The following is a 23,258-nucleotide window of genomic DNA, read 5'->3' as shown; positions in this document are numbered from 1 at the left end:
TCATATTTTGATAGTTTTTCGCATCTTTATATAAGATAGCCTGCACCTCGGAATTAAAAGTCGAAAACTTTGTTTTCACTTTGTACTTCGCTCGGTTTGTATTATCTTTGCAGCCGATGAAGAACTTGTGCAACATATTGGTATTTATACTTGCTTTCACCGTATTTAACTTGGGAGCAGGTGCAGGAATGGTACATATCTGTTCGGCTTATTGCAAAACACAGACATGTTCTTCTATTTTGCATAAGCATACTGATATGTCAGGATGTTGTCATCATTCAAATGAAGACACTTCGTGTACATCTGTTTCTGAGGAATGTTCTTGTATCAATGTTCATTATAACATAGACTTCTTTAAGGTGTCGCAGGATGATGATATGGTGTCGTTTGTTCCGATGCCATTTGATTTGCCTGAACATGTATCTTATATAATACCTCCGGTTTCTTCCGGACTTTTATTCTCACAGGCTCCTAATGCTCCTCCGGTATATAACAGTGGACGGACATTATTGGCTTTTCATTCAGTATTGATTATTTAGTTTTACACATTTTGCTTTTGTTATGCTTGATGTGCTGCCCCTTCTTTGCAATCGTGTTGCATTGAGGAATAGCTACATTTGCACCGTGAAAATGTGTTTAACTAAATATTTTTTTTAATGAAATACTTGATTATTTTATTGTCTTTGACCGCTTTGCCTATGATGGCGGCAAATACTCTTACGGGTACAGTGAAAGATAGCAACAGCGAACCTATACCCGGAGCAAACCTTGTATGGCTCAATTCTTCGCGTGGAGCCAGTACTGATATGAATGGTGAGTTTACTCTTGAACGTCCGGCTAATGCTGACAAGCTTATTGTGAGCTTTATCGGTTATAACACAGATACCATAAGCATTGCATCTTATCAGGAATATATTGATATAGTATTGAATGAAGGTGTACAGCTGGCTGAAGTAAACGTGACCGGAAGAAAAATGGGTTTCCAGAAACTACGTAGCAGCGTGACAAACGCGGAACTTATTAATTCGGATGAGTTGTGCCGTGCCGCATGCTGTAACCTTGGAGAAAGCTTTGTCACTAACCCTTCTGTTGATGTGAATTATTCTGATGCGGCAACAGGCGCAAAGCAGATAAAACTTCTTGGACTGTCAGGTACATATGTACAGATGCTAACTGAAAATATTCCTAACTTCAGAGGTGCTTCTGCGCCTTACGGACTGGGATATGTTCCGGGACCGTGGATGAGCAGTATCCAGGTGAGCAAAGGTACATCTTCTGTAAAGAACGGTTACGAGGCCCTTACAGGTCAGATTAATATCGAGTTCAAGAAACCTCAGGCTGCCGAGGCAGACTGGTTCTCTGCAAATCTGTTTGCAAGTACTACAAATCGTTATGAGGCAAATGCTGATGCTTCAGTTAAACTGTCGGACAAGTGGAGTACAATGCTTTTTGCTCATTATGAGAATGAGACTAAGGCGCACGACAGCGATGGTGACGGATTTGCCGATATCCCACAGGTGGAACAATACAATCTTTTCAACAGATGGGCATATATGGGCGAACACTATGTGTTCCAGGCAGGTATCAAATTTATAAATGAAGAACGTGCCAGCGGACAGGTATCGCATGGCGGACATACATATGCCGATCCATATCGTATAGATATGAATACAGACAGATATGAGGCTTTCATCAAACAGGCTTATATCTTCAATAAGGAACATAACACAAATATCGCGCTTATCACTTCCGGTACCATTCATAATATGGATGCCGTGTATGGACGTAAACTCTATAACGTAGATCAGCAGAATGCATACGCATCACTTTTGTTCGAGACAGAATTTACTTCCCAGCATTCTTTGTCAACTGGTCTTAGCTTGAACTATGACCGTTATGATCAGGAATACCGTCTTGTGAATGATGTAAATCTAGGTCTGACTCCGGAACTTGATAAAGAAACTGTAAGCGGTGTCTATGCACAATATACATATATGCCAAGTGATAAACTGACTGTTATGGCCGGTCTTAGAGGTGATTACAGCAGTTTGTACGGATTCTTTGTTACTCCGCGTGCAAATGTACGCTACGCTCCTAATGAATATATCAATTTCCGTGCTTCTGCAGGAAAGGGGTATCGCACAAACCATATATTGGCAGAAAACTGTTATATGCTTGCCAGCAGCAGAAAAGTAGTTATTGCTGACGATTTGGATCAGGAGCAGGCATGGAACTATGGTTTGAGTATAGCGTCGTATATTCCTTTGTTCGGTAAGACACTTAATCTGAATGCAGAATATTACTATACGGATTTCCAGAATCAGCTGGTAGTGGATATGGAATCAGATGCTCATACAATAGCTTTTACCAATCTTGACGGACGTTCATATTCACAGGTATTCCAGATTGAGGCTACATATCCGTTCTTCGAAGGATTTAACCTTACTGCGGCATGGCGTATGACAGATGTCAAGCAGGATATAAACGGAAAACTTTACGAAAAAGCACTTACCGGAAAGTATAAAGGTCTCTTGACTGCATCTTACAAGACTCCTCTTGGAAAATGGCAGTTTGACGGAACGTTGCAGTTGAACGGTGGTGGACGTATGCCGACACCGGAAACTCTTGCCGACGGTACATTATCATGGAATGAAAGATACAAAGGCTTCGAACAGTTGAGCTTCCAGGTTACACGTTTCTTCAGAAACTGGTCTGTATATATAGGTGGCGAGAACCTTACAAACTTCAAGCAGAAGAATGCCATTATCGGTGCAGATGATCCTTGGGGTGATAACTTTGATGCTTCAATGATATGGGGACCTATGCACGGAGCAAAGGGATATATAGGAGTGAGATATAATTTACCAAGAAACTAACGACGAATTAATAATTAATAATTAAGAGTTAATAATTAGTTTAACGCCATTATTAATTTTTAATTGTTAATTACTAAACTGAATAAGGTTTTTAATTATTAATTTTTAATTCTTAATTGATTAACATGAAACGAGTATTATTGTTTACATTTATGGCTGCTTTCATGTGTGCAGCTCAGGTATCTGCTAAAGAACTTCGTAAGATTGTATTCAAGGTTGACCAGATGGAATGCGTTAACTGTGAAAACAAAGTGAAGAAGAATATACCTTTCGAGAAAGGTGTAAAGAAGATGGAAACAGATCTTAAGACACGTACAGTTACTATTACTTACGATTCAGATAAAACAAATATACAGAAACTGAAAGACGGCTTTGCAAAATTCAAATATGAGGCTAAGGTCATCAGCGATGTTGAAGTAAAGTAAGATAAAATTTTACAATATTGAATAGAGTAGGGTACAAGTTATATTGTGCTCTACTTTTTTGTCTATATACTGTTAAAATACGCGATTTTGCATATCTCATTTAACAAATAAATCCCGAACACCAGTTCGGTATCCGGGATTTAAATTATTGATTTAGAAAATATTCATTATACATATTCCTGCCAGCTCTTTATCTGGATGTCTTTTTCATCCATAGAGCAGAATGCTTCGATAAATGCCTTTGCAAGACGCGCATTTGTGATAAGCGGAATATTGTGGTCTATCGCACCACGGCGGATACGGTAACCGTTTGTAAGCTCGCGTTTTGTGTGGTTCTTAGGAATATTCACAATCAGGTCGAACTTATGTTCAGCTATCATCTTTATCACATTGTTTTCTGCATCAGGACGTTCATCCGGCCAGAATACAGGAGTTGTAGGGATACCATGTGAGTTGAGGAATGCAGCTGTACCGGCTGTAGCGTATAGGCTGTAACCTTTCTGGCTTAGAGCGTGGCTGGCATCGAGCAAGTCAACCTTAGATTTGGTAGCTCCTGAAGAAACAAGGATACCTTTCTTAGGAATCTTATATCCTGTAGCAATCATAGCGTTGAGCAGAGCTTCGTTGAAGTCATCTCCAAGACATCCTACTTCACCTGTTGACGACATGTCAACACCCAATACAGGGTCGGCATTCTGCAGACGTGCAAATGAGAACTGAGAAGCCTTGACACCAATGCGGTCTATGTCGAATGCAGATTTGTCAGGCTGTGTATAAGGAGCATCCAGCATGATGCGTGTAGCTGTTTCGATTAAGTTTCTCTTTAGAACTTTTGAGACGAATGGGAAACTTCTTGAAGCACGAAGGTTACATTCGATAACCTTAACCTCATTTTTGCGTGCAAGGAACTGGATATTGAAAGGACCTGATATGTTAAGTTCTTTAGCGATGCGGCGGCTGATTTTCTTTATCAGACGTGCTGTTGAGAAATAAATCTGCTGGGCTGGGAATACCAATGTAGCGTCACCTGAGTGTACACCTGCATATTCCACATGTTCAGAGATAGCATATTCCACAACCTCTCCGTTTTGTGCCACTGCGTCGAACTCTATTTCCTTGGTTTCCTGCATGAACTGAGATACTACTACAGGATATTCCTTAGATACCTCACTTGCCATCTGCAGGAATCGTGTCAGTTCTTCTTCATCGTAGCATACGTTCATGGCAGCACCACTCAGTACGTACGAAGGACGTACAAGAACAGGATAGCCTACCTTCTGTACGAATGATTTCACATCATCCAGACTTGTAAGTTCCTGCCAAGCCGGCTGGTCGATACCAAGCTGGTCGAGCATTGCAGAGAATTTGTTTCTGTTTTCTGCACGGTCGATAGATACTGGTGATGTTCCGAGGATAGGCACTGACTGACGGTAAAGCTTCATTGCCAGGTTATTAGGAATCTGTCCACCCACTGAAACGATAACTCCGCGAGGCTGTTCAAGGTCGATTACGTCGAGAACACGTTCGAATGAAAGCTCGTCGAAATACAGACGGTCGCACATGTCGTAGTCTGTAGATACTGTTTCAGGGTTGTAGTTAATCATGATGGACTTATAGCCTAACTTACGTGCTGTCTGGATAGCATTTACAGAACACCAGTCAAACTCTACAGAAGAACCGATTCTGTATGCACCGGAACCGAGAACTACTACAGATTTTTCATTCTTATAGTAGTTTACATCGTAGCCTTCCACAGCGTATGTCATATACAGATAGTTAGTCAGTTCAGGATGTTCTGAAGCTACTGTATTTATACGTTTCACTGCCGGGAGGATACCAAGCTTCTTACGGTATTCGCGTACAGCCAGGTTTTCTTTTTCCATATTTCCGCTTGTTGGTTTAAGAGCGAAGCGTGCTATCTGGAAGTCAGAGAAACCAAGGACTTTTGCTTCACGGAGAACGTCAGCAGGAAGTTCTTCCAGAGAGTTATATGTCTGGAGTTTAGCTTTGTAGTCAACAATATTTTTCAGTTTGCCGATAAACCATGGGTCAATCTTGGTAAGGTCGTATATACGTTCTATGCTGTAGCCTTCTTCCAAAGCCTGGGCAATGGCGAAGATACGCAAGTCTGTCGGGTTGGCAAGTTCATCATCAAGATTCTCGAACTTAGTATGGTCGTTGCCTACGAAACCGTGCATACCCTGACCTATCATACGAAGACCTTTCTGGATTATTTCCTCGAAAGTACGGCCTATAGACATGATTTCGCCTACAGACTTCATGCTTGAGCCGATACGTCTTGAAACTCCTACGAACTTAGTCAAATCCCAGCGAGGGATCTTGCAGATAAGATAGTCAAGTTCAGGTGCCTTGTAAGCTGAGTTTGGAGTACCCATTTCTCCTATTTCGTCGAGAGTATATCCCAAACCGATCTTGGCTGCTACGAAAGCAAGAGGATAACCTGTAGCTTTTGAAGCCAGAGCTGATGAACGGCTCAGACGTGCGTTAACTTCGATTACACGATAGTCGTTTGTCTCAGCATTGAAAGCGTACTGGATATTACATTCACCTACGATACCAAGGTGACGGATACATTTCTTTGACAGATCCTGAAGCATTGTAACCTGTTCTTCTGTGAGTGAACAAGTAGGAGCAACAACGATAGACTCACCAGTATGGATACCCAGAGGGTCGAAGTTCTCCATGCTGGCAACAGTGAAGCAGTGGTCGTTTGCATCGCGGATAACCTCAAATTCAATTTCTTTCCATCCTTTCAAAGATTCTTCCACCAAAATCTGAGGAGAGAATGTGAATGCGCTTTCTGCCAGTTCGATAAATTTTTCTTCGTTAGGGCATATGCCGCTACCCAAACCTCCAAGTGCGTATGCCGAACGGATCATTACCGGATAACCTATTCTGCGTGCAGCTTCCAGAGCATCTTTCATGTTCTCTACCGCCTGGCTGACAGGAGTTTTCATCTGAATTTCGTTCAGTTTCTTTACGAAGAGGTCACGGTCCTCAGTGTACATGATGGCTTCGACTGATGTACCCAGGACGCTTACTCCATATTCCTTGAGAATACCTTGTTGATAAAGTTCAGTACCGCAGTTCAATGCAGTCTGTCCGCCAAATGCAAGAAGAATACCGTCCGGTCTTTCTTTCTTTATAATTTCAGTAACGAAGTGTGTATTTACAGGCAGGAAATATACTCTGTCGGCTATACCTTCGGATGTCTGGATTGTAGCGATGTTTGGGTTGATAAGAACAGACTTGATTCCTTCCTCGCGCAGGGCTTTGAGGGCTTGTGAACCTGAATAGTCAAACTCACCAGCCTGACCTATTTTCAGTGCTCCTGAACCAAGGACAAGTACTTTTTTAAATTTCTGTTTCATAAGATGTTGTTTTTATTTAAGGTTGTTTATGTTTTTCAATTCAGTGTGTTTTACAATATATGCAAAGAAAACAATTATTTCGAAGAAAACAAAGTATTTGTCAGCCTTTAAACAATTCATCCATCAGTTGGATGAACAATATTTCGCTGAAATTGGATTTTAAAGGTTTGACTGGCTAATATATGTGCCGGACATACCAATAAAAAAAGCTTGCTCTATGTGTAAGGGCAAGCTTTTATTCAGGTTTTAAAGAATTTTCAAATCAGAATTACCGTAACGCTGCGGGCTCCGTGTGCTCCCATAACAAGCGCTTGTTCGATATCAGCTGTTTTTGAAGGCCCTGAGATAAATACGCCATAGCCATATTCGCCTGTATCGATTTGCTTATAAGCCTCGTGCATGTTATTTACCAGATTGTTCCTGTCGAGTATAATTACAAGCGCTTCGGATATAAAATATACGGCACGTTGTTCCACATCTTGTGTCAACCATACAGCTCCATTCTCACAGACTCCTATATGTCCTTCTACAATTGCCACATCAGTACCATCCAGTTCTCCCGATTTCTCTACATCGTCCGGATGAAAAGTGCTGCAAGTAATAGGCTGTATTGTATTTCCTGTCTTTATTTTCTTTATTGTTGAAGCAATGCGTTTGGCTTCAGGATATGCAGTCTTTATCACGTCATTGACATTTTCCTTATCTTTCAGTATTACAGCCTGTCCGCCTACCTGTTTTAGAATCTCACAAAACTTCGAAAGTTTATCTTCGTACGTAAGAGCCTCATGCTCCAAACCTGATAAGTCTGGCTTTTCATAACGCACTCTGGTATTGCGGCGTATGCTTTGCAATATGTCTTCTCTGCTACTCATACTTATTTCACTTTATTCTTTTTCCACATTTCGTTGAAACTCTCTTTGGCAAATTCTGGTATTTCACGTTCTTTACCCCAATCATTCAATCCGTTGTATATCATGCTTCGAGGCAATGAGTTTACAATCGGAGCATTTTTTAAAGCGAAATTGAATAATGCCGGACGTGACATAAGGAATTTCATACCACCTGACATCAGTTTCTTGGAAGAGCTGGCTACCCCCAATGTATGCAGTTGCTGTCTCCAGTGATAAATCTGATCTGCCAGATCTACCTTTGCAGGACACACATTCTGACATGAATAGCACAAAGAACATGCCGATACGTTATCATAGTAATGAAGAGGTGCTTTCAGCATACCCAGATTGATACCTATAGGACCGGGGATAAAGTAAGTATATGAGTAACCTCCCGAACGGCGATATACCGGACAGGTATTCATACATGCTCCACAGCGAAGACAGTTCAAGGTTTTGACATGTTCCTGATCGGCCAAAATACGGCTTCGGCCATTATCTACAATGATGATATGCAACTCTCCTCCCTTGCGAGGTTTCCTATAGTGAGATGTATAGGTTGTGATAGGCTGTCCGGTACCAGAACGGGCAAGCAGACGGGTAAATACTCCCAGTGCATCACGGTCCGGTACAATTTTCTCCATGCCGAATGCTGTTATCTGAAGTTTTGGCTGTGATGTTCCCATATCGGCATTACCTTCGTTTGTACAAACGACACATTCTCCGGTTGAAGCAACTGCAAAATTTGCGCCCGTCATAGCTGCTTCGGCTTCGATAAACTTACGGCGCAGGTTTTTACGTGCAGCATGGGTAAGATAAGTCTGATCATTATTGCCGGGTTCTGTTCCCATCTCACGGACGAACAACTCTCCGATTTCTTCTTTCTTAACATGGATAGCAGGAAGTACGATATGACTCGGACGTTTATGCATTAGCTGGAGAATACGTTCTCCCAAATCGCTTTCTACGACCTCTATACCTTTATTTTCAAGAAATTCATTCAGTCCACATTCCTCAGCCAGCATTGATTTGCTTTTGATAAAATGCTTCACCTGATGTCCGTTCAATATATTATAGACAATGGAACAATACTCATCGGCATCTTTTGCCCAATAAACATGAGCTCCGTTGGCTAAGGCATTTTTTTCAAACTCCAACAGCAACTGCTCCAGATGACTGTTGCTGTACATCTTTATAGCGGACGCCATATCACGCAGATGTTCCCATTCAGGAACCTCTTTGCTTACTTTATCACGTTTGGCACGAACCATCCACAATGTTTCATCGTGCCATGCTGCCAGTCCTTTATTCTCCAGAAACTTTCCGGCAGCTTTTGAATGTTTTGTACTCATAATCCTGCAGCTAATACTTGAACAATATGAATGGTCTTTATAGGAAGTTTTTCACGCGAGATAATACCGTTCTGATGCATCAGGCAAGAGCCGTCAGCTCCTACGATATATTCGGCTCCCGTAGCCATATGACGTTTTACTTTGTCACGCCCCATTTGCCCTGATACATCGTGTTCCTCAACGGCAAACATACCGCCAAAGCCACAACACTCGTCGGGACGTTCTGGCTCTACAATCGTGATATCCTTCACCAACGACAGCAAATCGCGCAATTTATTATAATAAGGTATGTTCAATTCGCTTGGAGAAGAAAGTTTCATCAGACGCACTCCATGACAACTGTTCTGAATACTTACTTTATGAGGGAATGAAGCCTGAAGGGAAGACGGTTTTACTACATCGTGAATAAACTCGCAGATATCGTATATCTTGCCTTCGCTGGCACAACGATGTTTTTCTCCTTCCAGCAGATTGCCATAATGATCGCGCACGAATACTACACAACTGGCAGAAGGGCCGACTATATAATCATAGCTTTCAAATAATCTATCGAATCGCTTGGCTAATTCCTTCGATTCGTTTTCGAACCCTGCATTCGCCATAGGCTGTCCGCAGCAGGTCTGGTCTAACGGATAGTCAACATCTACCCCCAAGCTTTTAAGAAGCTTATATGAAGCGACTCCAACTTCGGGATAAACAGCATTGATATAACAGGGAATAAATAATCCTACTTTCATCTTTTTGTCTATTTTGTTTCTGTATAAACAAAGGTATGTGTTATTATCGAATAAACAAGAAAATAAAAATAAAAAAGTAATAAACCTTTATTGTTTACACGATAGTGACATAACTCTGTTAACAGATTGATGGAATTTCTTTAATGTGGCTAAAATCTTAGTCATCATTATTCAGTAGAAATTTATGAGGTAAATATCGTATCATGAATTATGATAAATATAATAGGTTTCTTCATTCGAATAACTATCTTTGCAAACAGTTACATACAGGTTTACTGTAATTCACACTTCAATGAAACAGAAATTAAATTAATCAGACATTTATATGAACAATAAATCAAAATCCATATTGGCAATAGCCGTGATACTTGTTACTATAATTCTTGACCAACTCATTAAGATAATAATAAAGACCAATTTCCATTATGGAGAAAGTGTTCGTATAACAGACTGGTTCTATCTTACATTCATCGAAAATAACGGTATGGCATTCGGCATGCAGGTTATGCCTAAGGCTGTCCAGACAATTATGCGACTGGTATTTTCAGGATTTATATTGTGGTATATAATGAAACTTGTGAAGGCGAAATATAAGAACGGTTATATAACCTGCATCTCACTGATTTTTGCCGGAGCAATAGGAAATGTCATCGACAGTATATTCTACGGAGCTATTTTCAGCGAAAGTACATATTCCAGTGTCGCTACTTTTGTTCCTGCCGGTGAAGGTTATGCGGATTGGCTTTACGGTAGGGTGGTGGATATGTTTTATTTTCCGTTATTCGAATTTGACTGGCCGTCATGGATGCCTGTTGTAGGTGGTAATCACTTTATCTTCTTCTCCCCGGTATTCAATTTGGCTGATGCGGCAATAAGCTGTGGCACTATAGCCTTGTTGATTTTCTATTCAAAAACTTTCGGTGAGAGTTTTTCGTTATTCGGTAAGAATAATACATCCAAGTAATTAAAGTTTAAATGTTTAGTGCAAAATACTTCTTTATTTTGTATTTTTGCGGCAAATCGAAATTATTAATAAATTAATATATGGCAAAAGAAAAAATTATACTGACCGGCGACCGCCCAACCGGTAAGCTTCATATAGGTCATTATGTGGGTTCTTTGCGTCGTCGTGTAGAACTCCAGAACTCCGGAAAATTTGATAAGATATTCGTTTTCGAAGCTGATGGACAGGCTTTGACAGACAATATTGATAACCCTGAAAAGGTTCGTCAGAATGTTATTGAAGTGGCTCTTGACTATCTTGCGGTAGGTCTTGATCCGAACAAATCTACTATTTTCATTCAGTCGCAGATTCCGGAACTTTGCGAGTTGAGTTTCTATTTCATGGACCTCGTTACTGTTTCACGTCTTCAGCGTAACCCTACAGTTAAGACTGAAATCCAGATGCGTAACTTCGAAACAAGTATCCCTGTAGGCTTCTTTACATACCCTATCAGCCAGGCTGCCGATATAGCTGCGTTCAAGGCTACTACAGTGCCTGTGGGTGAAGACCAGGAACCTATGATAGAACAGACACGCGAAATCGTCCGCCGTTTCAACCATATTTACGGTGAAACACTGGTAGAACCTGAAATCCTGCTTCCAGACAATGCCGCATGTCTTCGTCTTCCGGGAACAGACGGAAAGGCTAAGATGAGTAAGTCGCTTGGAAACTGTATCTATCTGTCTGACTCTGCTGATGAAGTGGAAAAGAAGGTAAAGAGCATGTACACCGATCCTACACACATCAAGGTTAGCGACCCTGGAAAATTGGAAGGCAACTGTGTGTTTACATATCTTGATGCATTCTGCCGTCCTGAACACTTCGGACGTTACTTGCCTGATTATCCGAACCTTGACGAATTGAAAGCTCACTACACACGTGGCGGTCTTGGTGACATGAAGGTTAAGAAGTTCCTTGCTGCCATCATGCAGGAAGAACTCGAACCTATTCGTGCGCGTCGCAGCGAGTTCGAAAAAGATATCCCGGCTGTTTACGAAATGTTGAAGAAAGGTTGCGAGGTGGCACGTGAAACTGCCGCACAGACAATGGATGAAGTTCGCAGGGCTATGAAAATCAATTATTTTGATGATGCTGAACTTATTGCCGAGCAGGCAAAACGCTTTGCTGAATAATTCTTGAATTAGTATATAACCGAAAAATGTCCGGATGATAATTGTGTTTATCGCTCCGGACGTTTTTCTTGATATATATGTCTGTTATGCCTGTTGCTGCATGATAAGATATGTTGTGTAAGCTATATAGCAAACCACAAGTAAGGCACCCTCGATTCTTGTAATAGTACGTTTCTTGAAGAACCAGCCAACCAGCCAGAACAGTACGGACGACAATACAAGTACCAGAATATCAACATTGTTGATATTTCCCATAGGCAGTGGCGATACCGAAGCACTGCATCCCAATACGAAGAACAGATTGAACAGGTTGCTTCCTATCACGTTTCCTATAGCTATTCCAGGATTCTTTTTCAGAGCGGCAGTCACCGAAGTGGCAAGTTCGGGCAGTGATGTACCTCCGGCTACGAGTGTCAGACCTATAATTGAGTCGCTTACTCCAAGTGATGATGCTATACCGCTGGCGCCTTCTACAAACCATTGTCCTCCGAAAATCAGTCCTGCCAATCCGCCAAGGATATAGACAGAAGAACGCCATACAGGCATTTCAGCTATTTTCTGTTCCTCAGACTCTCCCTCCTGATTGCGAGCTATTGAGAATGTGTAGCGCATGAATATAAGGAAGAAAGCCAACAGTACAAGTCCGTCGGCACGACCTATCACATTGCTGCTTCCACCGTCTAGCCAGATATCATTAGCCATAAAAGCTAGTACTAGTGAGGAAAGAATAACCAGAGGTATCTCCTTGCTCATTGTTCCTTGTCCCACCTGTATAGGTAGTACCATAGCCGTACAGCCTATAATCATAAGTATGTTGAAGATATTGCTACCCACCACATTACCTATCGCCATTTCCGCGCTACCCTGTATTGAAGACAGGAGGCTTATTACCAGCTCAGGTGCTGATGTACCGAATGCCACGATAGTAAGACCGATTACGAGGTCGGATATTTTAAACCGTTTAGCCACAGATGCGGCTCCGTCTGTCAGTGCGTTGGCTCCAACCAATATCAATGCCAGACCTGCAACCAATATAAAGATATTCCAAATCATAACTTTTAGTTTATTGTTTTTTACGGTTGCAAAGATATAGTTTAATATTATATTTCCTCTGCCAACCACATTTTTATTGCAGGAACTTTCTCGCGGCTTATTTGTATTGAACCTTCAAACTCGGGGGATGCGCTGACTGTATGATAAGATTTTAACTTTCTGAAATGTCTTTTTGACTTACTGAAATGAATGAGGTGTTTCAGTTTTCAGAAATACAAAACTGGTCTGTCTCCACACGCTCGTGTCAAGATCTCCACACGCTCGTGCGGAGTTCTCCTCACGTTCGTGTCGAGTACTCCACACGGCCGTGTGGAGATAAACATGTAAGGCCTTTTTGCATGATGATTACGTACGAAAAAGAATAAAAACAGGTTTTTTTGAGAAAAAAAACGGGAAATGTATTGTCGGTTAAAAAAAAAGTAATACCTTTGCATCGCAATTGACAAAGAGACCTTTTCGGGCGTTTAGCTCAGCTGGTTCAGAGCATCTGCCTTACAAGCAGAGGGTCGGCGGTTCGAATCCGTCAACGCCCACTCCGATTAAATCTCTTTTTCAATTTGTTTTAGGGGCGTTTAGCTCAGCTGGTTCAGAGCATCTGCCTTACAAGCAGAGGGTCGGCGGTTCGAATCCGTCAACGCCCACTCCTAAATAATAATTGATCAAATTTCCCCCTTTCGGGCGTTTAGCTCAGCTGGTTCAGAGCATCTGCCTTACAAGCAGAGGGTCGGCGGTTCGAATCCGTCAACGCCCACTTCAAAGAAATAATTTGATCAAATATTCTCCTTTCGGGCGTTTAGCTCAGCTGGTTCAGAGCATCTGCCTTACAAGCAGAGGGTCGGCGGTTCGAATCCGTCAACGCCCACTTTAGAAGATATTCTTTCTTTAATTAAGTTTAGTCCTAAAAAGCTAATTCCATTCATTTATATTTCTTTAGTATAGTATTTTGACATTTATAATAAATCGTTATCTTTGTGTTGCTCGTATTTCATTTTATAAATATATGACTATTGATATAAATATGGAACAGGATATACGTTGGTTACAAAGATATGATAGCTATCATCGTGCAAATAAGCGTATTCTGGATATAACAGAATCTGAAAAGAGGGCTGATGATTTGTCTGAACTGGAAATGGAAGGATTGATACAGCGTTTTGAGTATACTTTCGAACTTGCCTGGAAGACTCTTCAGGATTTGATGAAGTATAAGGGCTACGAGTTTGTACAAGGTCCGAACGGTACGCTTCAGATGGCATTCGAGGATGGTATGATTTCCAACCATGATGGTTGGCGCAGAATGGCTAAAGCACGAATAACCACTTCGCATACTTATAATGAGGGTGATGCCATTGAGATTGTACGCAAGATATATGATGAATATTCTCATCTGCTGAAACAGTTGGATGATAAACTTGAACAGGAGAAACTCCGCTTGGGGTTGGTTTAACTGATAAACTTAATTGATAAATGGATTATGTACGGCTTGAGTGATACGGTTGTAGCGGATATATGCAGTGTATTTCAGCGTTTTCCGAATATTGAAGAGGTGCTTATTTTTGGTTCCAGAGCCAAAGGCTCTTATTCGGAAGGGTCTGATATTGATTTGGCGGCTATAGGACATGATCTCACATTTAATCAGCTGATGGATATAAATATTCAGATAGAGGATTTGGGATTGCTCTATAAGGTTGATGTGGTTGATTATAATAAGAATGTGGATACTCCTATAGGTGAGCATATAAACCGTGTGGGAAAGATTTTTTATAAGAAAGAGAGTTGATAGTATATAAGAAAAGCCTCGCATTTGCGAGGCTTTTTTGTTATCTGTCGAAAAGTTCTGTAGAGAGATATCTCTCACCTGTATCAGGTAGCAATACTACAATGTTCTTTCCTTTGTATCTGCTTTCCTGAGATAGTTTCATTGCTGCGTATGCAGCCGCTCCGGATGATATTCCGCAAAGTATTCCTTCTTTATTTGCAAGCTCGCGTGCTGTTGCCATTGCATCATCGTTCTTTACGCGGAACACTCTGTCAATAATCTTTGTGTCAAGTGTATCTGGAATGAAGCCTGCACCTATACCCTGAATTTTGTGCGGGCCCGGTTTGTCGCCTGAAATTACTGCCGATGAGTCCGGTTCTACGGCTATAAGTTCTATCTCCGGATTCTTCTCTTTCAGCTTTCGGCCTGTTCCGCTTATGGTTCCTCCTGTGCCGACTCCAGCTACGAAGACGTCTATCTTGCCATCAGTGTCTCTCCATATCTCTTCAGCGGTAGTGTTGTAATGGGCTTCCGGGTTTGCCGGATTGCAGAACTGTTGCAGAATGACCGAACCTTCAATTTCAGAATTCAGTTCCTTTGCTTTTTCTATAGCACCTCCCATGCCTTTGCTGCCGGTGGTAAGCACAAGTTCTGCTCCGTATGCTTTAAGAAGGAGTTGTCTTTCGCGACTCATTGTTTCCGGCATTGTGAGTATAAGTTTGTAACCTTTCAGTCCGGCAATCCATGCCAGTCCTACACCGGTGTTTCCGCTGGTAGGTTCTATGATAGTGGCTCCGGGTTTGAGTATCCCTTTTGCTTCGGCATCGTTTATCATGTTGAGTGCAATCCTGTCCTTTGCGCTTCCGCCCGGATTGAACATTTCAAGTTTTGCAATTACTGAAGCCTCGGAACTGTAAGTTCTCTCCATGTTGTTCAGTCTGAGCATCGGAGTGTTGCCGATAAGCTCTGTCAGATTGTTTTTGATATTTTGCATGATTATGAGCTTTTGTGGTTATGTGATAAAAAAAAGAGTTCACGCAATTCCTTATGGAAGTCCATGAACTCTTTATCTTCTATTTTGCTTTACTTTTATTTATCTGAATTTGTCCTGTATTCTTTTTCCCTTTTAGGATTCATAGGGAACCATCCTTTTAAGACTCTTTCTCTCTGTTCGAAAAGTTCCTTTATAGTCCAGAACGAAGAGAATGAAAATACTCCCAAGAGTGTGGATATCAGAATATTATCTGTTAATACAGAACCTGTTAAACCAGCAATGCCAAGCAGAAGAAAAATCCACCAGCACCTTGTTCCCCAATAATATTCGGCTTTGACCACTACGGGATGGAAGAAACCGATTATCAGGAATGTGCACAGACCTATGATTATACCTCCTGCGTTTAATCCGGCTATTGTTTCCATTATTTATCCAGATGAATAGGGATTTCTTTCTTTATGCTCTGTTCCAATGAAATCAGTGTTTCAGTGGCAGTAACACCAGGAATTTCCTGAATACGTGAGTTCAATAAATCCATCAGATGCTCGTTGTCTTTAGAATATAGCTTTGTAAGCATTGTGTAAGGACCTGTAGTGAAGTGACATTCCACGATTTCAGGAATCTTGTTCAGTTCTGCCACAACGCTTTTATACATTGAGCCTTTTTCCAGCTTGATACCAACGTATGTACATGTCATGTAGCCTAAGCTCTTAGGGTTGACATTGTATCCTGAACCGATAATTACGCCCAGATCGATCAGGCGTTGTACGCGCTGATGAATTGCTGCACGTGATACTCCACATTCAGCTGCTACGTCTTTGAAAGGAATACGCGCGTTCTGAGAGATAATTTCCAGAATTTGTTTGTCTAATTTATCAATTTTTTCCATAATTGTATGTTTTGTTATGTCATTTTGTAAGCAAATGTAGAAAAACTTTTTTATTATTTCGATATTTTATTCAGAAAATCATCATTTTTTAAATAAAAAGAGCATTATATCTGTTATATAACAATATTTTTTATAGTTTTGTTTTGCAAAACTTTCATAAACTGACTAAATGATATAAACACAACTTTATTCTAAATTGTTCTTTATGTCAGAAATGTAACATATTATCATTATTTCTGTTAACTTTGCCACTGTAACTAAACTTGTGTTATTATGCACCCTTTACATCTGTTCAAATATTGTCCTGTATGCGGTTCTCCGCATTTTGAGGAACACAATTTCAAATCGAAGAAATGTGCCGACTGTGGCTTTGTGTATTATTTCAACTCCAGTGCGGCAACTGTAGCTTTCATCCTTAATTCCAAAAATGAACTTTTGGTGTGCCGACGTGCGAAAGATCCTGCCAAAGGGACTCTTGACCTGTCCGGAGGATTTATTGATATGTTTGAGACGGCGGAAGAAGGAGTTGCGCGTGAAGTGAAGGAAGAGACAGGGCTTGATGTGGTGAAGGCAGAGTATCTGTTCTCATATCCGAATACATATCTTTATTCAGGTTTTCTTGTACACACCATGGATATGTTTTTCCTATGCAGGGTAGAGAATGACTCTGTTCTGGAAGCTATGGACGACGTGGCAGAGACTTTCTGGATGCCTTTGGACAAGATAAATCCTCAGGACTTCGGACTGGATTCTGTACGCAAGGGAGTGGAACGTTTTATAAATGAATACAATAGATAACTTATATATTTATGAAGAATAAAGGAAACGCATTTATAGCCGGTCTGTTGATGACTATGCCGATTGTGGCAGGTGCGCAGCAGACTGAACCGTTGACAGGTCAGAGCAGGCTGTTCAACGATGGAAAACAACTGTTTATGCGTCATGATTATGCTGCTGCCCGACAGACATTGATGCGTTATATGGATTCGGGTAACTGTGCGGAGTTTGTGGATGAGGCCGAGTATATGCTGGCATGTACTGCATACGAGTTGCGCCTGCCGGACCGCATCAAGAAACTTGAGACATATCTGGAAAATCATCCTGAGTCAAGATACAAGAATAGGGTACAGGCTCTTATCGCATCTTCGTATTTCTTCGATAAGGAATACCTGAAAGCCATTGCATGTTACAGAGGTTGTGATTTCGATGCCTTGGGAAATGAAGAAAGAGACGATAATGTCTATCGTCTGGCGCAGTCTTATCTTGAGATAGGAAATACAGAGGAAGCTACTGCATGGCTCACGGTATTGAAAGAGGCCAGTGCAAAATATTCGGACGACGCCACATACAGCCTGGCTTATATAGACTATTCGGCAGGAAGATACGATTCTGCAATGAAAGGCTTTTCTTCTGTAAAGGATAATAAGAACTATGCGGAACTTGCTCCATATTATATGGCAGACATCAGCCTTATCACAGGTGATTATGCCGCAGCAAGGAATATGGCTCTGAAATATCTTAATGACTATCCCGGAAATGAAAAATCGCTTGAAATGAAGAGAATAGCGGGTGAGGCTGCTTACTCGCAGAGGGATTATACAGCTGCAGTGAATTATCTTTCTCCTTATTGTAACGAGGCTTCTAATCCGCAGCGTAATGCTCTGTATAAGCTGGGTATGAGTTATTTCAATACTCAAGTTTATTCTGAAGCTGCAGAAAATCTGGGAAGAGTGACAGGCGCGGATGATGACATGTCGCAGAATGCTTATCTGCACATGGGACTTGCGTATCTGAACCTGAAAGAACGTAACCAGGCGCGAATGGCTTTCGAACAGGCGGCTGCATCCAACCGTAATATGCAGATAAAGGAGCAGGCTCTATATAACTATGCCCTGTGTATTCATGAAACGTCGTATTCTCCGTTTGCAGAGTCTGTTACGGTGTTCGAACGTTTCCTTAATGAATTTCCACATTCGCAATATACCGATAAGGTGAATGATTATCTTATCGAGGTATATATGAACACCCGCAGCTATATGGCAGCTTTGAAATCCATAGCCAAAATCAGCCAGCCTGGAAGCAGAATTCTGGAAGCAAAACAGAAACTTCTGTTCCGCGTAGGTACACAGGCTTTTGCCCAGGCTTCGTTCGAGAATGCCATTGACTATTTCACACAGTCTTTGCAACTGGGCAGATATAATGCACAGACCAAGGCTGATGCGTATTTCTGGCGTGGCGAAGCAAAATACCGACTTGACAGATTTGCACAAGCTGCTGCCGACTATCGCCAGTATATGGAGTTTGCCACTAACAGAAGGAGTATGGAATATGGCCTTGCTCTTTATAATATGGGATATACGTCATTCAAACAAAAGAATTACGATAAGGCTCTGACATGGTTCGTGAGATGTGCTGAAACGAATGCAGCCATAGATGCTTCGGTGAGAGGTGATGCGTGCAACCGTGCCGGCGACTGCTATTTCTATGCACGCCGTTTCGATGAGGCACGTGCACAGTATGCCAAGGCTGTATCTATCGAGCCTTCATACGGTGATTACTCTCTGTTCCAGGAGGCTTTCGTGAAAGGTTTGCAGCGCGACTATACCGGAAAGATAGAAACACTAAATATCCTTCTGTCAAAATATCCTTCATCACAATACATTGATGATGCGCTGTACGAACAGGGACGTGCTTTTGTACAGATGGAACAGGCAGACAATGCTATAGGACGATATAAGATCCTTGTTGAAAAATGGCCTGAAAGCCAGCTGGCACGCAAGGCGGCAAGCGAGATAGCTCTGCTTTATTATCAGAATGACAAATTCAATGAAGCTATTGCCGCATATAAGAAGGTTATTGCAGATTATCCTGGAAGTGAAGAGGCTAGAATGGCACAGCGTGACCTGAAATCTGTATATATAGATATAAATAAGGTGGACGAATATATGTCGTATGCTTCATCTCTGCCGGGTGGTGCAAACTTTGACGTAAACGAACGTGACTCACTGACATATACAGCTGCCGAACGTGCGTATATGCGTGGAAACATTGCTGAGGCCAAGAGTAGCTTTACGTCTTATCTGCAGTCGTTCCCGCAGGGAGCCTTCAGTGTGAACGCATCGTATTATCTAGGTATCATAGCATATAATGAAAAGGATTACTCTGGAGCTACATCACATTTGAACAAGGTTCTGGAATATCCTGACAGCAAATTCTCTACAGAGGCTATGACTCTGTGCGCGCAGATGGCTTACAATGGTAAAGAGTATAGCCGTTCATTGGAACTTTATAAACGCTTGGCTGACCGTGCCGGAAACCAGGAAGAACGTCTTCAGGCACAGACCGGTGCTTTGCGCAGCGCATATATGGCTGGAGATACAAACGAAACTATCAGTGCCGCATCGGCTATGATGGCTCACAGCAAGCTTGCACCTGAACTGGAAAACGAGGCAAGATACTATAGAGCAAAGGCATTCATCAAGAACGGACAGAGCAATGAAGCTCTTGCTGACCTGAAAGCCCTTGCAAGAGATACTAGAAATGTATATGGTGCCGAAGCCAAATATCTGGTGGCACAAATTTACTTCGATGAAGGAAAGACTGAGGCAGCCGAGAAGGAAATACTGCAATATATCGAGGTAAGTACACCGCACGCCTACTGGCTTGCAAGAAGTTTTGTGCTGTTGAGTGATGTGTATGTGAAACTCGGACGCAAACTGGATGCAAAACAGTATCTGTTGTCTCTGCAGCAGAACTATCAGGCAGACGATGACATAGCGGAAATGATAGAAACCAGATTGGCTAAACTTAACCAGTAACGACAATGAAGAAATATAGAAAACAGATTTTGATATGTGCCGGACTTGTCACACTGACTAATGTGGCGGCACAACAGCAACAGAAGAATGACTCTACCGTAAACCGTACGGTGGTGGTAGAGAACCAGTATAATCCTGAGGTGATGGATGCATTCAAGGTGAATGTATTGCCAAAGATAGAAGAACCGGCTGTGGCGAAAACACAGATCAACTATGCATCGTCAGTACATCAGTTGAACAAGTTTCCTGTTTATCACATGGATGTTATGAACAGGGAGGTTACAGAGGATAAAGCCAGAAGAGGTTACGTGCGTCTGGCTTACGGAAACAGAAACAATACTGATTTTAAAGGCTCGTATTTGTGGAATATCACCGACAGGGATGTCCTGGATGTAATGGCTGCATTCCATGGCTATTCAGGTAATATTGATGCAGTATATGATTTTGATCCGGTGACGGATATACCGACTCTCAATTACGATAAAGAGTGGAAGCATCGTTTCTTCCGCACAGGTGCTTCGCTTAAATATACTCACGATTTCGATAAGGTGAGCATGTACGTAGGCGGTAATTTTGCATCGCAGGTATTCAGCTATATGCCTGATGTACAGTTGTCAGCGTCAACATCACAGACTGAAGAGAAAACAGATGTACCTTCGTTCGGACATCAGTTGTTCATGTCAGGTGGTGGATATGTAGGTGTATCTTCTGTGAAAGATGCTCTTCCGGTAGAGTTCGGTTTACAGACAGGATATAAGATGTTCAACCGCAAACATGGCATATATATTCCGGGAAGCATGTCGGAGAGTGTAGTACATACTCAAGGATATATTTCAGCTGGGATTGATGACAGACAGGATGTAGGTGTGTTATTGGGTATGGACAATGTGTTCTATGACAAGTCGTTCAGCAACTATTCACTGATAAAGCTTCGTCCTTATTATTCGGTAAGTACAGAATCTGTGTCTTTTACTGCCGGAGTGAATGTGGATTTCCAGATTTCGAACGATGGCGGACTGAAACTTTCGCCGGATGTAAAGCTTGATTATACATTTGCCGACAATTATGTGCTTTATGTTCATGTTACGGGTAATACACGTCTGAATGATTTCGGAACAATAAACGGTTTCTCTCCGTTCTGGGTTCAGCCAATACAGCTTAATTCTTCATACACTCCGTATGATGCAAAACTCGGTCTGAAGGCATCTCCGGTTGCGGGTTTCGGTTTAGGAATATATGGAGGATATCGTGAGACGAGAAATGAACTTTTCTCTATGCCTTATGCAGATGGAGGAGGTATTTATAATGAGATAGCACAGGCAAAGGCGCGTGTGGCATATGCTGGTCTTTCTGTTGATTATTCTTTCAGAGATATGCTGGACTTTGGTCTTAACGGTAATTTCTACAGTTGGAATGTTCAGAATGAAATGGAGCATCTGTTATGGTTGAAACCGCTTTACAGTATCGGATTTAATGCCCGTGCCAAGGTATTCAAAGGCTTCCATGCAATGGCACAATATAATTACGAAGGTCGTAAAAAAACATTGGGTATAAAGGCTGATGCTGTGAATGAACTGAATTTAGGTGCAGAATATCTGTTCAACGACAGGGTGAATGTATTCCTGAAGCTGAACAATATCTTGAACAAGAATTATGTGACAGAAAGCGGATATCCTGTTCAAGGCTTTAATGTAATGGCGGGAGTGAGTCTGAATTTCTGATGCCTATTCTAAATGAATTATATACTAAGGCTGCCTTTCTATTGAATGGTAGCCTTTATTATTTCAATTTGTTTAGGCTTATTCGCATTCTTCATCTTCATCTTTGTTGGCTGACGCTAATGCCATAACTGTCATTCCGAAAAGACCACCTCCGATAAAAATTGCCAATCCGATAATAAAATCCATAGTGAGTGAATTGCCCTTCATGTTCCCCTTATGAAGGTTGTAAAAAATAAGGTGTGGGAAACATATCGCTCTATCCTTAGATTAGGTCTTCGCATTACCTTTAGCATGGATAAAACAATAGCCCCACACCAGTTGGTATATAGTTCACCCTTAAAGATGAATATATATCACAGCGTGGGTGCTATTGTAATTATCTTCATGCTAAAAATTAAAGTTGCGAAGTTTAATCTAAGAAGATAATTTCAATAACACCTTTCGTTTAATTATGTCCTTCCGATGCTGGAAATCAGTTCAACGGAATTGATACAAAGGTATGAAAAAATATTACTATATGGATATTATTGGAGTTTTATTTTGTTTTTTGGGGTAAAGAAAAAATTATATCAGCTTCTGTTTCTTCAGTTCCTCTGCCACATTCTCCAATTCATCATACCATGCCTGACCGAACTTCCTTATCAAAGGTTCTTTCAGAAATTTATAGACCGGCAGATTTTCTTTCTTTCCAAGCAGAACCGCAGCTTTACATACGTCCCATCTGTGATAGTTTACAGCCTTGAAAGGGCCGTAATCGCCTATTCTGATAGGATACAGATGACAAGATATCGGTTTGTAGAAATTACATTTGCCTTCGCGATAGGCTTTTTCTATTGCGCAATAACAGTAGCCTTTCTCGTCGTAACATGTGAAAACACAATCTTTGCCGTTTACGATGGAAGTCACCAGGTCACCGTCCTGGTCTGTATAAACTACTCCCTGCTTGTCTATAACAGCACGTGCTTCCGGCGAAAGTTCGTCCCATATCACCGGAAGTACTTCCTCCAGTTTTTCTACCTCGTCGAGCTCTACCGGTGCGCCGGCATCGCCTTCTATACAGCATTCACCCTTGCAAGCGTCAAGATTACAAAGGAACTTCTCGCGGAATACGTCGAGGCTTACTACTACATCGTCTATCTGAACCACGTTATTATTGATTTATGATTAAAAAAAAGGTGGATGTTTGTGCATCCACCCCTTTATATTTAATATTCTG

General features: G+C 41.5%; 20 protein-coding genes and 4 tRNA genes. 14 read left to right on the top strand and 10 right to left on the bottom strand.

Annotated features, from left to right (window positions below; translation table 11 throughout):
* Positions 1–116 precede the first annotated feature (116 nt).
* The 3 genes from H6A61_RS00320 to H6A61_RS00310 all read left to right on the top strand — a co-directional run bounded on the left by H6A61_RS00320 (position 117) and on the right by H6A61_RS00310 (position 3,301).
* Entirely contained in the window at positions 117–539 is a 423-nt protein-coding gene (locus H6A61_RS00320) for a hypothetical protein (protein ID WP_154043445.1), read from the top strand.
* 117 nt (positions 540–656) lie between these two features.
* Positions 657–2,876, top strand: a complete 2,220-nt coding sequence (locus tag H6A61_RS00315; RefSeq protein ID WP_154043444.1) for a TonB-dependent receptor plug domain-containing protein — start codon at positions 657–659, stop codon at positions 2,874–2,876.
* A gap of 125 nt (positions 2,877–3,001) precedes the next feature.
* Entirely contained in the window at positions 3,002–3,301 is a 300-nt protein-coding gene (locus H6A61_RS00310) for a heavy-metal-associated domain-containing protein (RefSeq protein ID WP_154043443.1), read from the top strand.
* 167 nt (positions 3,302–3,468) lie between these two features.
* On the opposite strand, the gene carB is transcribed toward H6A61_RS00310, so the two are convergent.
* The 4 genes from carB to H6A61_RS00290 form a co-directional block, all read right to left on the bottom strand.
* Positions 3,469–6,693, bottom strand: coding sequence for a carbamoyl-phosphate synthase (glutamine-hydrolyzing) large subunit (gene carB / locus H6A61_RS00305; RefSeq protein ID WP_204390341.1), 3,225 nt, complete (start codon positions 6,691–6,693; stop codon positions 3,469–3,471).
* 257 nt (positions 6,694–6,950) lie between these two features.
* Positions 6,951–7,565, bottom strand: a complete 615-nt coding sequence (locus tag H6A61_RS00300; RefSeq protein ID WP_204390340.1) for a LutC/YkgG family protein — start codon at positions 7,563–7,565, stop codon at positions 6,951–6,953.
* Between the two features lie 2 nt (positions 7,566–7,567).
* Positions 7,568–8,935: a lactate utilization protein B gene (locus H6A61_RS00295; RefSeq protein WP_204390339.1), complete on the bottom strand. Its 1,368-nt coding sequence runs from the start codon at positions 8,933–8,935 to the stop codon at positions 7,568–7,570.
* Complete coding sequence (locus H6A61_RS00290) at positions 8,932–9,672, bottom strand: (Fe-S)-binding protein (protein WP_154043439.1); 741 nt, start codon at positions 9,670–9,672, stop codon at positions 8,932–8,934. Before H6A61_RS00290 ends, H6A61_RS00295 begins: the two co-directional genes overlap by 4 nt.
* Before the next feature lie 325 nt (positions 9,673–9,997).
* Between H6A61_RS00290 and H6A61_RS00285 the strand changes: the two genes are divergently transcribed.
* Both H6A61_RS00285 and trpS read left to right on the top strand, forming a co-directional pair.
* Positions 9,998–10,636, top strand: a complete 639-nt coding sequence (locus tag H6A61_RS00285) for a lipoprotein signal peptidase (RefSeq protein WP_204390338.1) — start codon at positions 9,998–10,000, stop codon at positions 10,634–10,636.
* Positions 10,637–10,716: 80 nt separating this feature from the next.
* Positions 10,717–11,808: a tryptophan--tRNA ligase gene (gene trpS / locus H6A61_RS00280; RefSeq protein ID WP_204390337.1), complete on the top strand. Its 1,092-nt coding sequence runs from the start codon at positions 10,717–10,719 to the stop codon at positions 11,806–11,808.
* Positions 11,809–11,892: 84 nt separating this feature from the next.
* Here the strand turns inward: trpS and H6A61_RS00275 are convergent, their stop codons facing one another.
* Positions 11,893–12,861, bottom strand: a complete 969-nt coding sequence (locus H6A61_RS00275) for a calcium/sodium antiporter (protein ID WP_204390336.1) — start codon at positions 12,859–12,861, stop codon at positions 11,893–11,895.
* A gap of 458 nt (positions 12,862–13,319) precedes the next feature.
* On the opposite strand from H6A61_RS00275, the gene H6A61_RS00270 reads away from it, so the two are divergent.
* The 6 genes from H6A61_RS00270 to H6A61_RS00245 all read left to right on the top strand — a co-directional run bounded on the left by H6A61_RS00270 (position 13,320) and on the right by H6A61_RS00245 (position 14,641).
* A tRNA-Val gene (locus tag H6A61_RS00270) sits at positions 13,320–13,394 on the top strand.
* A gap of 33 nt (positions 13,395–13,427) precedes the next feature.
* Positions 13,428–13,502: transfer RNA gene (locus H6A61_RS00265), tRNA-Val, on the top strand.
* 35 nt (positions 13,503–13,537) lie between these two features.
* Positions 13,538–13,612: transfer RNA gene (locus H6A61_RS00260), tRNA-Val, on the top strand.
* A gap of 36 nt (positions 13,613–13,648) precedes the next feature.
* Positions 13,649–13,723 (top strand) — tRNA-Val (locus H6A61_RS00255).
* Between the two features lie 156 nt (positions 13,724–13,879).
* On the top strand, positions 13,880–14,308 hold the full coding sequence (locus H6A61_RS00250) for an HI0074 family nucleotidyltransferase substrate-binding subunit (RefSeq protein WP_204390335.1): 429 nt from the start codon (positions 13,880–13,882) through the stop codon (positions 14,306–14,308).
* 27 nt (positions 14,309–14,335) lie between these two features.
* Positions 14,336–14,641 (top strand): nucleotidyltransferase domain-containing protein, encoded by a 306-nt coding sequence (locus tag H6A61_RS00245; RefSeq protein WP_204390334.1) that lies wholly within the window; start codon positions 14,336–14,338, stop codon positions 14,639–14,641.
* A gap of 40 nt (positions 14,642–14,681) precedes the next feature.
* On the opposite strand, the gene cysK is transcribed toward H6A61_RS00245, so the two are convergent.
* The 3 genes from cysK to H6A61_RS00230 all read right to left on the bottom strand — a co-directional run bounded on the left by cysK (position 14,682) and on the right by H6A61_RS00230 (position 16,503).
* Entirely contained in the window at positions 14,682–15,614 is a 933-nt protein-coding gene (gene cysK / locus H6A61_RS00240) for a cysteine synthase A (protein WP_204390333.1), read from the bottom strand.
* A gap of 95 nt (positions 15,615–15,709) precedes the next feature.
* Complete coding sequence (locus tag H6A61_RS00235; RefSeq protein WP_154043435.1) at positions 15,710–16,039, bottom strand: DUF4491 family protein; 330 nt, start codon at positions 16,037–16,039, stop codon at positions 15,710–15,712.
* Entirely contained in the window at positions 16,039–16,503 is a 465-nt protein-coding gene (locus H6A61_RS00230) for an Lrp/AsnC family transcriptional regulator (RefSeq protein ID WP_154043434.1), read from the bottom strand. Before H6A61_RS00230 ends, H6A61_RS00235 begins: the two co-directional genes overlap by 1 nt.
* A 273-nt stretch (positions 16,504–16,776) precedes the next feature.
* Here H6A61_RS00230 and H6A61_RS00225 point away from each other — a divergent pair, with 273 nt between their 5' ends.
* From H6A61_RS00225 to H6A61_RS00215, 3 genes are read left to right on the top strand one after another with little or no spacing between them, the layout of a single operon-like run.
* Complete coding sequence (locus tag H6A61_RS00225; protein WP_154043433.1) at positions 16,777–17,301, top strand: NUDIX hydrolase; 525 nt, start codon at positions 16,777–16,779, stop codon at positions 17,299–17,301.
* Positions 17,302–17,312: 11 nt separating this feature from the next.
* On the top strand, positions 17,313–20,321 hold the full coding sequence (locus H6A61_RS00220; protein ID WP_204390332.1) for a tetratricopeptide repeat protein: 3,009 nt from the start codon (positions 17,313–17,315) through the stop codon (positions 20,319–20,321).
* A 5-nt stretch (positions 20,322–20,326) separates the two neighbouring features.
* Entirely contained in the window at positions 20,327–22,042 is a 1,716-nt protein-coding gene (locus H6A61_RS00215) for an outer membrane beta-barrel protein (protein WP_204390331.1), read from the top strand.
* 78 nt (positions 22,043–22,120) lie between these two features.
* Here H6A61_RS00215 and H6A61_RS16160 read toward each other — a convergent pair whose 3' ends face one another.
* On the bottom strand, positions 22,121–22,249 hold the full coding sequence (locus H6A61_RS16160) for a hypothetical protein (protein ID WP_262897240.1): 129 nt from the start codon (positions 22,247–22,249) through the stop codon (positions 22,121–22,123).
* 357 nt (positions 22,250–22,606) lie between these two features.
* Positions 22,607–23,188, bottom strand: a complete 582-nt coding sequence (locus tag H6A61_RS00210) for a DUF3109 family protein (protein WP_204390330.1) — start codon at positions 23,186–23,188, stop codon at positions 22,607–22,609.
* Positions 23,189–23,258: the final 70 nt, after the last annotated feature.

The organism is Bacteroides caecigallinarum (genome assembly GCF_016901995.1).
GTDB classification, from domain to species: domain Bacteria; phylum Bacteroidota; class Bacteroidia; order Bacteroidales; family Bacteroidaceae; genus Phocaeicola; species Phocaeicola cellulolyticus.
The sequence above is the reverse complement of the archived record's forward strand: the minus strand, read 5'-3'. Positions and strand labels throughout refer to the sequence as shown.